14 protein-coding genes, 2 tRNA genes and 2 pseudogenes are annotated in these 14,738 nt (G+C 70.0%); 12 read left to right on the top strand and 6 right to left on the bottom strand.

Annotation, left to right across the window (positions count from 1 at the left end; genetic code table 11):
- Positions 1-113: 113 nt before the first annotated feature.
- A tRNA-Ile gene (locus ACIHCX_RS18090) sits at positions 114-190 on the top strand.
- 412 nt (positions 191-602) lie between these two features.
- On the opposite strand, the gene ACIHCX_RS18085 is transcribed toward ACIHCX_RS18090, so the two are convergent.
- Positions 603-971 (bottom strand): DUF6344 domain-containing protein, encoded by a 369-nt coding sequence (locus tag ACIHCX_RS18085; protein WP_400030432.1) that lies wholly within the window; start codon positions 969-971, stop codon positions 603-605.
- A 337-nt stretch (positions 972-1,308) separates the two neighbouring features.
- Between ACIHCX_RS18085 and ACIHCX_RS18080 the strand changes: the two genes are divergently transcribed.
- Both ACIHCX_RS18080 and ACIHCX_RS18075 read left to right on the top strand, forming a co-directional pair.
- Complete coding sequence (locus ACIHCX_RS18080; protein ID WP_003999697.1) at positions 1,309-1,437, top strand: DLW-39 family protein; 129 nt, start codon at positions 1,309-1,311, stop codon at positions 1,435-1,437.
- Positions 1,438-1,630: 193 nt separating this feature from the next.
- Entirely contained in the window at positions 1,631-3,019 is a 1,389-nt protein-coding gene (locus ACIHCX_RS18075) for a hypothetical protein (protein ID WP_400030430.1), read from the top strand.
- 14 nt (positions 3,020-3,033) lie between these two features.
- Here ACIHCX_RS18075 and ACIHCX_RS18070 read toward each other — a convergent pair whose 3' ends face one another.
- Together ACIHCX_RS18070 and ACIHCX_RS18065 are read right to left on the bottom strand one after the other, a co-directional pair.
- A complete protein-coding gene (locus ACIHCX_RS18070; protein WP_400030428.1) occupies positions 3,034-4,665 on the bottom strand; it encodes a protein kinase in 1,632 nt (543 codons plus the stop codon).
- Between the two features lie 75 nt (positions 4,666-4,740).
- Positions 4,741-5,289, bottom strand: coding sequence for a helix-turn-helix domain-containing protein (locus tag ACIHCX_RS18065; RefSeq protein WP_400030425.1), 549 nt, complete (start codon positions 5,287-5,289; stop codon positions 4,741-4,743).
- Positions 5,290-5,471: 182 nt separating this feature from the next.
- Between ACIHCX_RS18065 and ACIHCX_RS18060 the strand changes: the two genes are divergently transcribed.
- Positions 5,472-5,544 (top strand) — tRNA-Ala (locus ACIHCX_RS18060).
- An 84-nt stretch (positions 5,545-5,628) separates the two neighbouring features.
- Here ACIHCX_RS18060 and ACIHCX_RS18055 read toward each other — a convergent pair.
- Together ACIHCX_RS18055 and ACIHCX_RS18050 are read right to left on the bottom strand one after the other, a co-directional pair.
- The gene (locus ACIHCX_RS18055) at positions 5,629-7,239 is read right to left on the bottom strand and encodes a hypothetical protein (RefSeq protein WP_400030423.1); all 1,611 of its coding nucleotides are present in this window, start codon (positions 7,237-7,239) and stop codon (positions 5,629-5,631) included.
- A 317-nt stretch (positions 7,240-7,556) separates the two neighbouring features.
- Positions 7,557-8,270, bottom strand: a complete 714-nt coding sequence (locus ACIHCX_RS18050) for a DUF5324 family protein (RefSeq protein WP_400030421.1) — start codon at positions 8,268-8,270, stop codon at positions 7,557-7,559.
- Between the two features lie 405 nt (positions 8,271-8,675).
- Between ACIHCX_RS18050 and ACIHCX_RS18045 the strand changes: the two genes are divergently transcribed.
- Together ACIHCX_RS18045 and ACIHCX_RS18040 are read left to right on the top strand one after the other, a co-directional pair.
- Positions 8,676-9,209, top strand: a complete 534-nt coding sequence (locus tag ACIHCX_RS18045) for a peptidylprolyl isomerase (RefSeq protein ID WP_400030419.1) — start codon at positions 8,676-8,678, stop codon at positions 9,207-9,209.
- A gap of 132 nt (positions 9,210-9,341) precedes the next feature.
- The gene (locus ACIHCX_RS18040) at positions 9,342-10,259 is read left to right on the top strand and encodes a rhomboid family intramembrane serine protease (protein WP_400030417.1); all 918 of its coding nucleotides are present in this window, start codon (positions 9,342-9,344) and stop codon (positions 10,257-10,259) included.
- 269 nt (positions 10,260-10,528) lie between these two features.
- Here the strand turns inward: ACIHCX_RS18040 and crgA are convergent, their stop codons facing one another.
- A complete protein-coding gene (gene crgA / locus ACIHCX_RS18035; protein WP_400030415.1) occupies positions 10,529-10,783 on the bottom strand; it encodes a cell division protein CrgA in 255 nt (84 codons plus the stop codon).
- A gap of 140 nt (positions 10,784-10,923) precedes the next feature.
- On the opposite strand from crgA, the gene ACIHCX_RS18030 reads away from it, so the two are divergent.
- From ACIHCX_RS18030 to ACIHCX_RS18005, 6 genes and pseudogenes are all read left to right on the top strand, one after another.
- On the top strand, positions 10,924-11,700 hold the full coding sequence (locus tag ACIHCX_RS18030) for a DUF881 domain-containing protein (RefSeq protein ID WP_400030413.1): 777 nt from the start codon (positions 10,924-10,926) through the stop codon (positions 11,698-11,700).
- Positions 11,701-11,743: 43 nt separating this feature from the next.
- Positions 11,744-11,863, top strand: a pseudogene (locus ACIHCX_RS18025) (class E sortase); the annotation flags it as partial.
- 54 nt (positions 11,864-11,917) lie between these two features.
- Positions 11,918-12,126 (top strand): annotated as a pseudogene (locus tag ACIHCX_RS18020) (hypothetical protein).
- A complete protein-coding gene (locus ACIHCX_RS18015) occupies positions 12,123-12,761 on the top strand; it encodes an aminodeoxychorismate/anthranilate synthase component II (protein WP_392303848.1) in 639 nt (212 codons plus the stop codon). Before ACIHCX_RS18020 ends, ACIHCX_RS18015 begins: the two are co-directional and overlap by 4 nt.
- Complete coding sequence (locus ACIHCX_RS18010; protein WP_400030410.1) at positions 12,758-13,888, top strand: class E sortase; 1,131 nt, start codon at positions 12,758-12,760, stop codon at positions 13,886-13,888. Before ACIHCX_RS18015 ends, ACIHCX_RS18010 begins: the two co-directional genes overlap by 4 nt.
- 14 nt (positions 13,889-13,902) lie before the next feature.
- Entirely contained in the window at positions 13,903-14,679 is a 777-nt protein-coding gene (locus ACIHCX_RS18005) for a class E sortase (protein ID WP_400030407.1), read from the top strand.
- Positions 14,680-14,738: the final 59 nt, after the last annotated feature.

Below are 14,738 nucleotides of genomic sequence, written 5' to 3'. Positions count from 1 at the left end.
GCGGGTGTCGCGAAACGTCCGCTGACGGTCCTCCGACAACCGATTTTGGGACTGCCCCCCTCGTGCGCTAATCTTCAGGAGTCAGCGCGCGGGACATCACCGCAGAGCGCGGCGGGGCTATAGCTCAGTTGGTTAGAGCGCATCCCTGATAAGGATGAGGCCACAGGTTCAAATCCTGTTAGCCCCACCAGCGAGAAGACCCCCGGTCCGAATGGGCCGGGGGTCTTTGACGTTCATGGCCGGCAGCGGCCTGCCGGCCCTGGGGGCCCTGCCGGCCCTGGCGGTCGCTCAGTTCAGGATGGGACGGGGCCACGGCCAGGAGGCGAGCGCCGGACGGAACCCGCCACGGTCAAGGACGGTGCCTCCGGCGGAGGATCAGCCGGCACCGTGCTGGAGGGGGCGCCGTTCGCCGGTGAAAGGGCGTGGGCGTCTCGGACGGGGCCGAAGTGCCCGGTCGAGCAGCCCCGGGGTGTCGCGGACGCAGGGGAAGCTCCCCGGCGGTGAAGACCGGGGAGCTTCGCGTTCTGCGGCTGGTGCTGTACGCGAATCGCCGTTACGTCATGAGTGCTGCCGGTGGCACCGGCGCGGCCGGTGCGGTCCTGTCAGCGCTGGAGGGGGATGGTCGGGCGGGCCGGCGGTTCGACCGGGATGCCTCGGGGTTCGGCGGCGAGGGAGAAGGCGTCGGTCGGCGGACGGTGTCGGCAGCCGGGGGTCCTTCCGTGGGCCTCGGCGCGGATGCGCTGTTTCATCGTGGGGGGCAGGGACCGTGTAGGGGGTTTGGACGCGGATGACGTCGTCTGTGCCGGTACCGGTGCGGTGCGCTTGGACGCCGTCTTGGGCGCCGTCTTGGGCTGCGGTGCGGCCGCGGCCGCGGAGGCGGCGGCCGTGGTGATGAGTCCGAGCGCCGTGCAGAGCGCGAGGAAGGCGGTGACGATGGCGGTCCACAGCTTCATGAGCTTGTGCTGGTCCATGGCCCCTCACTTTCGGGTTGGGCGATTTGCGTACTTTGCTCATCATGTGTATGAGGACCGCGAAGTGGTGGACCGACGCCCGTGGCGCAGCGATCTTCGGATGAACACCACTCGGATGGGCGCATGAGCGGTGAAAAGGTGCGAAGCTGGGAGGAGGGCGACCAAAGTCACCGTCCGTGCGGGCGTGATCACCCTCCGATCGGAGAGCTTTCGGCCGCGTCTAAAGCGCTCTCGCGCACGGCAGTTGACAGCCGACGCAGGTCACCGATCGGTATCGGCCGGTGTGTATAGTCGGGCGCCAGAGGTCCCCTACGTCAAGGAAAGACGAGGTCGCGCGGTGAAGAAGCTTCTCCTGGTCGCACTGGCCGCCATCGGCGGGCTCCTCGTGTACCGCCAGATCCAGGCGGATCGCGCCGAGCAGGATCTGTGGACGGAGGCGACTGACTCCGTGCCCACGGGTTCGTGAGCACCGACATCCCGAACTGAGCAGGCCCCGACCGCCGTAGCGGTCGGGGTTTTGTGTTGTGGTCCCCCCGGGCCGGGTGGGCCGGGCTCTTGTGTTGCGGGGCCGTGGGGACTGGGGTAGGGGTCGCTTCCTGAGGCCGGTGCTTCGATGTGCCCGGGGGACGGGCGGATGGCGTAGCGGCCCGCGGGGCAGGATGGGCGACGTCGAAGCGACGGAACGCGAGGGGTGGCGCGGCATGGTTCGGCGCGGTGCGGGAGGGCAGGAGCGGCCAGGGAGGCCCCGGCGTGACCGCCGCGGCCGGCACCCCTCGTACCACCTCGCCGGGCGCCTGGTCGTGGCAGCGGCGGCGCTGTGCCTCGCGGCGGCCGTCCCGGGGCCGAGCGCGTTCGCGGCCGGTGAACCGGGCCCGTACGCCTTCACCGACGGCGCCCGGTCCGTCGCCGGGGCCACGAGCACCACGGACGCTCAACGCCTCGATCCCGGCCACACCTACCGGAGTTCCCTGCCGGGCAGCGGAAAGTTCTCCTACCGCCTCGACCTCGACGCCACCTCCACCACGTACGTCTCCGCCACGGCCGTACCCGCCGCCGGCACCGCGGTCGCCGCCACCGACGGCCTCAGGATCTCGGTGCAGGACGCCCAGGGCACCCCCTGCTCCTCGCAGGCCGCTCGCTTCGGCCCGAGCCGCAGTGCGCACCCCATCGCCGCGTGGGGCACGCGCGAGGTCTCCTCGGGCCGCACCCTGTGCCAGGGCGCCGGGGTGTACTACGTGCTCGTCGAGCGCGTCGGCGCCAGGGCGTCCTCGTCCGGCACCTGGCCCCTGGAGCTCGCCGTCGTCTCGGAGCCGCCCCTGAACGGCACCGGGGCCACGAGCGCGCCCGAGTCGTGGAACTCCGCCTCACCCGAGCCGGTCACCGGTCAGGTGGTCGAACGGGCCGGCGGCGCCGGGTTCGCCACGGCGAGCACGGTCGGGCAAGGCGTGTGGCGGACCCGGATCCGGCCCGGCCGGACGCTCTTCTACAAGGTCCCGGTCGACTGGGGGCAGCAGCCGAACGCCACCGTCGAGCTGGGCAGTTCCAGCGGCGGCAGCGGCTATGTCAGCGGCGCGCTGACCCTGTCGCTCTACAACCCGGTGCGCGGACGTGTCGAGGAGGCGTACGCCGGCTACACCGGCCGGCAGACGTCCACCACCCTCGGCCCCGTGCCGCCCGTCGCCCACGCCAACCGCCACGGCTTCGCCGAGCAGGTCAAGGGGATGCGGTTCGCCGGCCTCCACTACCTGGTCGTGCACCTCGCCTCGCAGACCGCCGACTCCTTCGGCGAGGGGCCCTACGGCCTGACCCTGCGGCTGCGGGTGGACGGCACGCCACAGCCGGGGCCGGATTACGCGGGCCGGTCCGAACCCGGCCGGATCTTCGAGGTCACCGCCCACGACCGGGCCGCGGCGACCCCGGCCGGGGCGGCGGACGGGGTCGCGGCGCTCCGGGCGCTCGCCGTCGGCGGGATCGGCACGGGAACGGTCCTGCTGGCCGTTCTCGGGGTGTGGACCGTGCGCGCCCGGCGCGGGGCAGAAGCCCTGTAACGCGGCGGCGGGACTCACAGACGGCTCAGCGCCCAGAAGCCGACGGCGTAGCAGGCCAGAGCGAGGAGCAGCAGCGGGATCGCCACCTTCGCGGGCGGGCCGGGGCGGCGGGGGCGGCGAGGACGTCCGGCGCGGTGACGCGAGATTCCCCGCGCCGGAACGGGAACCTGCGGGGCCTGGGCGGTGTACGAAGCAGTAGAGGCGTCAGCACGCTGCCGGGGATCGGGGGAGGACAGCACATGGGTGGGGTCGTGAGGGGAGACGTGGACCGCGGGCTGGACCGAGGGCTGGACCGGGGGTCGAGGCGCGGGGTGGACCGCGGGTTCGAACGGCATGGGGCCGGAGGGCGGGCCGGCAGGTGGCGGGGGGACGGCCCGTGGGGGCACGGCAGGGGGTGGAGCGGCCTGCGGGGGAGCGGCCTGGTGCGGTGGGGCTTCCCGCTGCGGGGCGGCGGTCCGGGGCGGCGGCAGGGGGAAGCTGCCTGTGTCCGACATGGCGGAGGGCTGGGGTGGTCCGGGCGACAGGCCGCTGCCGTCCGTCCCCGGCGTAGCCCCGGTCCCTTCCCGTGGATCGAGACGAGGATCCGGCACGCTCCCGGTACCCGTGCCGGAGGCGGTATCGGCACGGGAAGGCACGGAGTGGATGTCGGAAGCCACGAAGCCGGTGTCGGAGGCGGCCGCACCGGTGTCTGGAAGCACAGATCCGATGGCCGAACCGGCGGAGGCGGATGCCGCCGTATGCCCGACCGTCACCCCAGGGCTCCGGATGAGCGGCCCCTCGGGTCCGAACCCCGGGGGCAGCGGACCGAGTTGGTCGAAGATCTCGATCAGCTCGTCCTCGGGGCCCGGTTCCGGCAGCAGCTCGGCGCACGCGGCGAGGGCCTTGCGCACACCCGTCGCGGTACGGAACCTGGCCTGCGGATCGGGTTGCAGCAGGGTGGCCACGACCTGCCACAGCGGCTCGGGGACCTCCTTGGGCGCACCGGGCGTTCCGTGCTCCGCGAAGTACCCCACGAGTGCCCTGGCGTCCGGCTTGGCCCCCTGGAGGAGATAGAGGGCGACCAGGCCGGTGGCGAACAGATCGGCGGGAAAGTCGGGTTCCGCGCCCATCATCTGCTCGGGAGCGAGGTAACCCGGGGTCCCCACCACCAGGTTGGTCTCCGTCAGCCGCGGTTCGCCCAGCCGCATCGCGATGCCGAAGTCCGACACCCGCAGCCTGGGCCGGCCGGTTCCGGTGGCCTCCAGCAGGATGTTGGCGGGCTTGATGTCGCGGTGCACGACCCCCTCCGCGTGCACCGCGGCGAGCCCGGACAGCAGCTGGTCGAGCAGGGTGCAGACCAACGTCGGGGGCAGCGGGCCGTAGTCCCCGACCAGGTGGACCAGGGAGCCGCCGGCCACCAGATCCATGGTGAACAGGACCTTGTCGTCGTCAGCGGCCCAGCTGGCCGGTGCGAGCACATGGGGGTGATCGATCCGCAGCGCCTGCTCCCGCACGAAGCGCAGCAGGGAGTGCGCGTCGCGCTGCTGAAGGACCTTGGCGGCCACGTACCGGCGGCGGCGGTGGTCCCAGGCCCGCCAGACCGCGCCGACTCCCCCGCGTCCGACCGGGTCGGCCAGCTCGTACCGGCCGGCGAAGACCTCACCCATGGCTGTGCGACGCTCCTCCCCCTGCGGCTGTCCCCCTCGTATCCCCCTCGACGCGCGATACGACTCCCCGGGGCGTCAGTTCTGGTGGGACTGGTAGTGCGCGACCGCGTCCGAGGTGCGGCCCGCGCCGTACACCCGGAGGAACTCCGCCAGCTCGGGGTGGGTCGGGGCGAGGGTGTTCGCGGCCTCGATGATGTCGCCGGCCGCCGCGACCGAGCGGAGCAGCGACTGGATCTCACGGACCACCCGCTTGACCGTCGGCGCCCCTGAAGCGCTCGACGTCTGCGTGGTGTTGCTGAGCACCGAGCCGCCCTGCGACCGCTTGATCTCGTCCATGCGCTCGGTCGCCTCCGCCGCGCTGACGCTGCCGTCCGCCACCTGGGCCGCCAGCTCCTGGAGCAGCTGCACCCGCTGGACCACCGCGGGGTTGCCGATCTTCGCGCGCTGGCCGCTCATCAGCTGCGACAGCATCGGGGCGGACAGTCCCAGCACGCCCGCCAGCCGGGCCTGGTTGAGCCCGAGGTCATCTATGAGCTTGCGGAAGAGCGCCCCCAACGGCTCCCCGTACCAGTTCCGCTGCAGTTCCCGCGCTCTCGCGGTGGCTTCCTGCTGTGCGGCGTCCATTGCGTCTCCCCATCGCTTCCCCAAGTACCGCGGTTCGCTGTAGCGAACCACGCGGAGCATCTTACGGAGAGTGGTCGGCCGCGGGGAGCCCCAATCCTTTTGCGAGATCCGGGGGGTGACCCGGTACTCTGGTCTGCGGCACCCGACCGGTGGACGGTTCTTCCGGGCGGATGCTCCCGTCCGGGGCCTTAGCTCAGTTGGTAGAGCGCTGTCTTTGCATGGCAGATGTCAGGGGTTCGACTCCCCTAGGCTCCACTTCTTCAGACCCCTCTGACCTGCGGAAACGTGGTTGGAGGGGTCTTTGGTTCCCGATTCCCCGATGATCTGCTCGCACCGCCCTCACGGGTGGCTGAAGGTCACGTCCTTCGAGCCGTCGGCGCGTTCGAAGGTTCCGGCGAAGCCCCAGTTCTGCCAGCCGCCGTCCCCGTTGTTGGTGATGGCTCCCTCGTCGATGGAGAACACGTCGACGCCGTGCACCACCGCCAGGTGCTCGAGGCCGGACACTCCGGAGAAGGAGAGGTCGTTGAACGACTTCACCGCGATGATGTTCGTGTCGGGGAAGCTGCGGCTGTACTCGTCGATCAGCGAATGGATCAGCTCGGCGTCGTCGCGCGGTACAGCGCCGGAGTAGTCGGTACCGGGGTACGGCCCGCCGTCCGTGTACTTCGGCGTCCCGTCGTTGAAGTTGACCGTGCCCGCCTTGGTGGGGATGGAATCGGCGTCCAGGTCGGCGGGTTCCGGCTGCTCGAAGGTCACCTCCGGCCCGTCGCGGGTGAAGTCGCCGTAGAAGGCCCAGTTGGTGTAGCCGCCGTCGCCGTCGTTCCGGAACGTGCCCTTGTCGAAGACGTACACATCGAACACCGCCCGGCCGGAGTCGATGTCGTCCCCGTTGTCGCCATCGTGGTATTCGTTGGAGTTCAGCCGGTATCTGCCGTGATGGACGAACGAATCCGGCTGCTCGACCCAGTGCGACGACTGCTCCGAATGCATCGCGACCACGTTGTAGTCGGGGAAGCAGCGGCGCATGTCGTTCACGAGCATCCGGACCGCCTGGGCCGACGCCTCGTTGTCCAGCGGGGAGTACGTGTTGTAGTAGCGGCTCCGGTCGGGCAGTTCCTCCCCCTCGATCTCGCACCCCTCGTCGCCGGGCTTCCAGCCCTCCTTCCGCCTGGGACGGGGAGGCTCTTCGAACGTGACGGTGCGGCGGTCCTCGCTGACGTCGAACACGCCGCGGAACGCGCGGTTCTTCCAGCCGAGGTCGGCGTCATCCGCCCAGGTGAACTTGCCGGTCTTGAACGCGTACACGCGGTACGTCGTGCCGCTGATGCTGACGGTCTCGATCAGGGCCGCACCGTCCATCTGCTGCAGATTGCCCTCGTGCGGCTGCGCGATGACGATGTTGTAGTCAGGGAGGCAGTAGGCGAGGTCGGCAAGCGCCTCCTGGACCCGCTTCTCCTTGTTCTTCTCGTTGTTGACCTTGTCGATGACGAAGTTGACCAGCCAGGAGTACCCCCAGGCGGCCGCCGTGCTGACGGGGCCGTTGCCCGGAACGGAGATCGACGACTTCGATGCCCGCTCCCGCGGCTCGAAGCACAGATCGGGAAGCGCGTTTCCCTTGCCGTCGTCGGACGCGTCGCTGTCGTCCGGCGTGCCAGGGGATGCGCCATCGGGCTCGCCGGTCTCGGTGCCAGGGGCGGCGGCGGGCTTGCCGGGTTCGGACCGTCCCCCGGCAGCGCTGACATCGTTGTCGTCACCGCAGCCGCCGGCGCCCGCCGCCTCCACGACCCGGCAGATCTGCCGGTGTGCGGAGCTGGAGATGTCGCCCCCGATGACGGTGCCGACGATCGCGCCGACCACGAGCGTGACGAGCCCCAGCATTCCCAGGTACTCGACCGCCGTCTGCCCCGTGCTCGTGCGTACGCCTCGGCGTATTCGGTCGCTGCGTCTCACGCGTCACCTCGTCGTGGCTTGCTCGATCGGGTCACCGGGGGCCGGCCGTACACCCGCCGGGGACCGAACCGTAACGACCACACCTGGGCCCAAGGACAGGGCTCACAGGCCCATACCAGGGCCCAAACCGGCGGAGGGGCCCAGTAGCCGCGGTGAGCCCGGCAGAAGCCGTCTCCGGGTGCGCTTGCGCCGCCGCCCGACGTGTCGCACGCCGAAAGAGCCCGCCCGACCAGTGCGGACACCGGTCAGGCGGGCTCTTTCGGTTCTGGTTCTTCAGGTTCGGGCTCTTCCGCTTCCGGCGCCTTCGCTGCCGGCGGTCAGCCCTGGTCGTCGCGGTCCGTCGTCTCGTCCTCGGTCTGCCTCGCCTGGACCTCGGGGTCCAGCACGGACTGGCCGGTGCCGTCCACGGACGTCAGCCGGCCCGATTCGGGCACCTCCGTCGCGGCCGGCGGTTCCACCAGCCAGTCCGGGTTGGCCTGCTTGTCCCACCACTTCCAGGCGGCGAAGACACCACCGGCGAGCGCGCCCCCCAGCGCGAGCAGCTTCATGGCGCGCCCGGTCCGGGCCCGCCGCGCCTGGGCGCGCGCCAGCTTCTGGATCTTTCGGGCCGGCACCTGACCGCGCAGCGCCACCAGCGCGGCGGCACCGCGCGCGGCGGCCTCGTCCGCGACCGGCGCCGCCACGGCCATCGCCTGCTCGATCCGCGGCCGGGAGTACTCGGCGGCCTGCCGGGCGGCCTTGCGCGTCCGGCAGGCGGCCTGCTGGGCGGCCCGGTCGACCTTCGGCGGCACATGGGCCTTGGCCTGCGTACGGGCCTGCTCCAGCCGGGGGGCGACATAGGCGCCGTACTGGACGCGGGCCTGGTCGGCGGCCAGCGTCACCTTCGGCGCGAGCCGTACGCGTGTCTCTTGTGCGTAGTGCGCGGCCCTTTCCCTGGCCGTGTCGGCGTAGGGCGCCACCACTTCCGCGGCGTGCAGCACGCTGTCCCTCGCCGAGCCGGTCGCGGCGCGCACGCTGTTGATGCGGGTCACGGGTTTCCTCCTCCTCGGTGGCGTACGGTAATTCGACTTTCCACCCTTTTACGGATCATGCCTGCCAACGGGCCCGGCGGCATGTGCGAACGGGCATCCGGGTCACGGGCGACGACCACGGTCACCGCGGTGGCCCCGCGTATCGGGACCGCCGGGGGACGATCACGTGCGACAGGGGATGAACGATCACGCGCGCCAGGGAATGAATAGGGGTGAATGCGGAGCAACAGGAGCTTTTCGTCGACAATGCCACGGATCGCCGCGCCGCGCTCCCGACCGGGAGGACCCGCCCGGTTTTCCGCAGCCGAATCCGGCGGATCCCCCCTTGGAGGCGACCGTCGGGCGACGCACGGCGCGGGCCGTGCGAGGATCGGGGAGTCACAGGAAGACAACGGAAGGCAGATCGTGGCTGAGCAGCTCTACGCCACCCTGAAGACCAACCACGGCGACATCGAGGTCCGGCTCCTGCCGAACCACGCTCCCGAGACGGTCCGGAACTTTGTCGAACTCGCCAAGGGCGAGCGTGAGTGGACCCACCCCGCCACCGGCGAGAAGTCCACGGCGAAGCTCTACGACGGCACGGTCTTCCACCGGGTGATCAGTGGTTTCATGATCCAGGGCGGTGACCCGTTGGGCAACGGCACCGGCGGTCCCGGCTACCAGTTCAAGGACGAGTTCCACCCGGACCTCGCCTTCGACAAGCCCTACCTGCTGGCGATGGCCAACGCGGGCCCGGGCACCAACGGCTCGCAGTTCTTCATCACGGTCGCCGCGACGTCCTGGCTGAACCGCAAGCACACCATCTTCGGCGAGGTCACCGACCCGGCCAGCCAGAAGGTCGTCGACTCCATCGCGACCGCGCAGACCAACCCGCGCACCGACCGCCCGGTCAAGGACGTCGTCATCGAGTCGGTCGTCGTCGAGACCCGCGAAGGCTGAGTGCAGGGCTCGTCCCGACGGCTCCCCGGAGGGAACCAAACGCCCCGCTTGTCCGTAAGGATGAGCGGGGCGGTGCATTGCCCACGGGCAACGGCAGCCGTGCTCCGCGCAGGACGAATCGAGGGGAACCCCATGGACCAGGCACCAGGCAGCCCGACGGGCCAGGACCCGGCGGACCAGGGCCCGCCGGACGCCCACCGCCTGCCCAGTTGCTACCGCCATCCGGACCGCGAGACCGGCATTCGCTGCGCCCGCTGCGACCGGGCGATCTGCCCCGATTGCATGGTCGACGCCTCCGTCGGCTTCCAGTGCCCGGACTGCGTCCGCGGCGGCTCCGGCACCGGCCACCCGCCCGCCGCGAACCGGCCCCGCACGCTGGCCGGCGGTTCGGTCACCGCCGACCCCCGGCTGCTCACCAAGGTGCTGATCGGCCTCAACCTCGCCTTTTTCCTGGTCCAGCTCTCCGTTGGAGACCGGTTCACCGATCGGTTCGACCTCATCGGCTGGGCCTACGTCCCCTCGCTGGGCTCCTTCGAAGGGGTCGCGGACGGCCAGTGGTACCGGATGCTCACCGCGATGTTTCTGCACGGCAGCTACATCCACATCCTGTTCAACATGCTCAGCCTGTGGTGGGTCGGCGGCCCGCTCGAGGCGGCTCTCGGCCGCGCCCGCTATCTCGCGCTCTACTTCACGGCCGGGCTCGCCGGCAGCGCGCTCACCTATCTGATCGCCGCGCCCAACCAGGCCTCGCTCGGCGCCTCCGGCGCCATCTTCGGCCTGTTCGGCGCCACCGCCGTGCTGATGCGCCGGCTCAACTACGACATGCGGCCGATCATCGCCCTGCTGGTGATCAACCTGGTCATCACCTTCGGCTGGGGCAACATCGCCTGGCAGGCCCACATCGGCGGTCTGGTCGCCGGCGTGGTGGTGGGGTACGCCATGGTGCACGCCCCGCGCGAGCGGCGGGCCCTGGTGCAGTACGGCACCTGTGCGCTGGTGCTGGTGGTCGTCATCGTGTTGACGCTGCTCAGAACGGTTCAGCTCACCTGAGAGCGCCCGTTGTCCACAGCCAGTCGTTGATCTTGTGCATAGCGTGCGCGAACAGGTGTGCCCCCTGCTGCTGACCTGCGTTGTTGCAGGTCAGGCAGGGGGCACGCGCACTCTGAGTGAGCGGTATGACAGGCGTATCGGTGTCAACGACAGACGGGTTATCCACAGATCATCAGCGTTTTCCCCAGGCTGTATGTGGAAATTCTTCCGGCCTGTGGATAACTCAGCGGATAGCCGTGGGCAGAGCTGTGTTCACCGGGAGGACAACGTCACTTCCACTGCGTGGAGACGGCGAATCCGGCGGCGATGAAGCCGAAGCCCACGACGATGTTCGCGTTGCCGATGGCATGGATGGGCAGTGAGCCGTCGGTCACATAGAAGACGACGATCCAGGCCAGGCCGATGAGGAACAGCGCCAGCATGACGGGCGCCACCCAGCCGCGGCCCTCCAGCTTGATGCTCGTCGCCTGCTTGGCGGGCGGCGGCGTGTAGTCGGCCTTCTTGCGGATACGTGACTTCGGCACGAGGGTCTCTCCTGTCGATGCGCTGGTGGCCGCGCAGGGAACTGGGCTGGCTCCGGAGCAGCGTACAAGGGCACACTGAGCACTCCCCCGGACGTCCGTTAGCGTAGTGCTTCCGCGGCGCCGAAGGAGATAAGGGTACGTTGAGCAATTCTGCCGACTTCCCGGGGACGGGTGCCGGCCCGGCCCGCACGCGCCGCCCGAGGCCCGTGCGGATCATGACCGTGGCCGTCTTCGCCCTCGCCGGGTTGATCTTCTTCACCAGTTTCAACACGGCCAAGGGCACCAACATCCGCACGGACACGTCCCTCCTGAAGCTGTCCGACCTCGTCCAGGAGCGCAGCCGGAAGAACAAGGACCTCGACGAGTCCAACGCCGCCCTGCGCGACAACATCGAGTCCCTCGCCGCGCGCGACGACGACGGCAAGCCCCAGGACGGCGGGCTGACCGGCGTGGAGAAGAGCGCGGGCACCCGCAAGCTCACCGGCCGCGCGATCACGGTCACGCTCAACGACGCCCCGCCCGACGCCACCGCGAAGCTCCCCGGCTACCCCGAGCCGCAGCCCGACTACCTGGTGATCCACCAGCAGGACCTCCAGGCCGTGGTCAACGCGCTGTGGAACGGCGGCGCCCAGGGCATCAAGGTGATGGACCAGCGGCTGATCTCCACCAGCGCCGTGCGCTGCGTGGGCAACACGCTGATCCTCCAGGGCCGCGTCTACTCACCGCCCTACAAGATCACGGCGGTCGGCGATCCGGGGAAGCTCCAGAAGGCGCTCGCGGACTCCCCGGCGATCCAGAACTACATGGTGTACGTCAACGTCTACGGCCTCGGCTGGAAGGTCACCGACGACGGAACGGTGACCCTGCCCGGCTACTCCGGCACCGTGGACCTGCACTACGCGAAGCCCGTGCGGTAGGCGCGGCCGCCGGGCGCCGGCACTCCGGTGAGGGCGCTCCGGTGTCGTACTGGTGAACGGAACCACCTGGTTCGCGTATCGGATCGACAAAGGGCAGTACAAAACCGTCTCCGCGGTCGTTGAGCTGATCGACGCTGTGCCACGTCCGTCCGGGCGCACACGGTTTCCGCACAGCTCGCGGAGGTTGGGAAACCTCGGGCGTCGCGCCGTTAGTCTGGTGGCGTACGGCGTGAGTCTGGTGCCGTGGGAGACGAAAGGGACGGCATGTACGGCTGGATCTGGCGGCAACTGCCCGGGAACGCGTGGGTGAAGGCCCTGATCTCACTGGTGTTGGTCCTGGCCGTGGTCTACGCCCTGTTCCAGTACGTCTTTCCGTGGGCCGAACCGCTGCTTCCCTTCAACGATGTGACGGTGGACAACCAGTGAGTGCACGGATTCTCGTCGTCGACAACTACGACAGCTTCGTCTTCAACCTGGTCCAGTACCTGTACCAGCTGGGGGCCGAGTGCGAGGTGCTGCGCAACGACGAGGTGTCGACGGCGCACGCGCAGGACCGTTTCGACGGCGTGCTGCTGTCGCCCGGGCCGGGCACGCCCGAGCAGGCCGGTGTCTGCGTGGAGATGGTCCGGCACTGCGCCGCGACCGGTGTTCCCGTCTTCGGTGTGTGCCTGGGCATGCAGTCGATGCAGGTGGCCTACGGCGGTGTGGTGGACCGCGCGCCCGAGCTGCTGCACGGCAAGACCTCGCTGGTGGAGCACGAGGGCACGGGCGTCTTCGCGGGCCTGCCCTCCCCCTTCACGGCGACCCGCTACCACTCCCTGGCCGCCGAACCGGCGACCGTGCCGGACGAGCTGGTGGTCACGGCGCGCACGCACGACGGCATCATCATGGGGCTGCGGCACCGTGAACTTCCCGTCGAGGGCGTGCAGTTCCATCCGGAGTCGGTGCTGACCGAGCACGGGCACCGGATGCTGGCCAACTGGCTGGCGGAGTGCGGCGACAAGGAGGCCGTGGCGAGGTCGGCGGGGCTCGCCCCGGTGGTGGGCAGGGCCACGGCGTGACCGCGCTGCGCCCCGAGCGCGAGACGGACACCTCGTACGGGCAGCAGTCGTACGAGGGGCCGGACGCGCTCGAGGAGTGGTACGGCACCGGGGCGCGAGACGTGCCCCAGGACCCCTACGCGGCGCCCCAGCAGAGCGGGGCGGGGGTGTCGTACGGGCCCTCGGGCGACGCGACGGCGTACCTGCCTCCGGTCGACGACGAGACCATGGCGTTGCGGATCGACGACGAGACCATGGCGCTGCGGATCCCGGATCCGCCGCCTGGCGCCTCTTCCGCCGTGCGGGCCGCTGCACCTCCACCGGGTGGACGCGCGGCCCGCAGAAAGGCCGCCAGGCGCCGTCACGGCCGTCGTGGGGCGCCGGCGGCCCCGCCGTCGGAGGAGGACAGCCCGGAAGACCGTCCGTCCGCGCCGCTGTCCCGCGTGGAGGCCCGCCGGCAGGCGCGGGCACGCAGGGCGAGCCCGGCCGTGATCGCCAGTCGGGTCGTCGGCGAGTTGTTCATCACCACCGGTGTGGTGATGCTGCTCTTCGTCACCTACCAGTTGTGGTGGACGAACGTCCGGGCGCACGCGCAGGCGGGCAGTGAGGCGCACCAGTTGCAGGACGACTGGGCGAGTGGCAAACGCAACCCGGGGACGTTCGAGCCGGGGCAGGGCTTCGCGCTCCTGCACATCCCGAAGCTGGACGTGGTGGTCCCCATCGCAGAGGGCACCAGCAAGGCGAAGGTGCTGGACAAGGGCATGGTCGGGCACTACGGGCAGGGCGACCTGAACACCGCGATGCCGGACGCGAAGACGGGCAACTTCGGGCTCGCCGGCCACCGCAACACGCACGGTGAGCCCTTCCGGTACATCAACAAGCTCTCGCCGGGCGACGCGATCGTCGTGGAGACGCAGGACACGTACTTCGTGTACAAGATGGCGTCGATACTGCCGGTGACCCCACCGGCCAACATCAGCGTCCTCGATCCCGTACCGAAGGGATCGGGCTTCACCGGGCCCGGCCGCTACATCACGCTGACCACCTGCACTCCGGAGTTCACCAGCAAGTACCGGATGATCGTCTGGGGCAAGATGGTCGAGGAACGGCCGCGCAGCAAGGGCAAGCCGGATGCGCTCGTCAGTTAAAGGGCGGATGAACAGTGGCAGCGACCACGGACGACACGGCAGAGCACACGGACGGCCGCGAAGGGCACGGTGACAGGCCGGGTGCCGGTCGTGCGCGGCGCCGCCGGGGTACGGGCCCGCTGGCCCTCGCCGTCAGCGTCTTCGGCGAACTTCTCATCACGGTGGGTCTGGTCCTGGGCCTGTTCGTCGTCTACTCCCTGTGGTGGACGAACGTCCTGGCGGACCGCAAGGCCGACCGGGAGGGCGACCACGTCCGCGACGACTGGGCGCAGTCAGCGCCCGGCGGTCCCGGAGCGCTGGACACCAAGGACGGCATCGGCTTCCTGCACGTGCCGTCCATGCACAACGGCGAGGTCCTGGTCAAGAAGGGCACGTCGTCGGAGGTGCTGAACGGCGGGGTGGCCGGCTACTACACGGACCCGGCCAAGGCGACCCTGCCGACGTCCGGCAAGACCGGCAACTTCACCCTCGCCGCCCACCGGGACGGTCACGGCGCGAAGTTCCACAACATCGACAAGGTGCACGTGGGCGATCCGGTCGTCTTCGAGACCAAGGACACGTGGTACGTCTACAAGGTCTTCGACATCCTCCCCGAGACCTCCAAGTACAACGTCCAGGTCCTGGCCCGGGTCCCCAAGGAGTCGGGCGTCAAGAAGCCGGGACACTACATCACCCTGACGACGTGCACGCCGGTCTATACCTCGCGGTACCGGTACGTGGTGTGGGGGGAACTGGTCCGGGTGGAGAAGGTGGACAGCAAGCGGACGTTGCCGGAGGAACTGCGAGGCTGACTGAGCGCCTTGAAGGAGTTCAGTCCTTTAACATGGCGGAGGCCCGAAGCCGCAACGTG

Origin of the sequence: Streptomyces sp. NPDC052043 (assembly GCF_044548235.1) — a bacterium.
Classification (GTDB): Bacteria; Actinomycetota; Actinomycetes; order Streptomycetales; family Streptomycetaceae; genus Streptomyces.
This window is presented reverse-complemented; position numbering and strand designations above follow the sequence as displayed.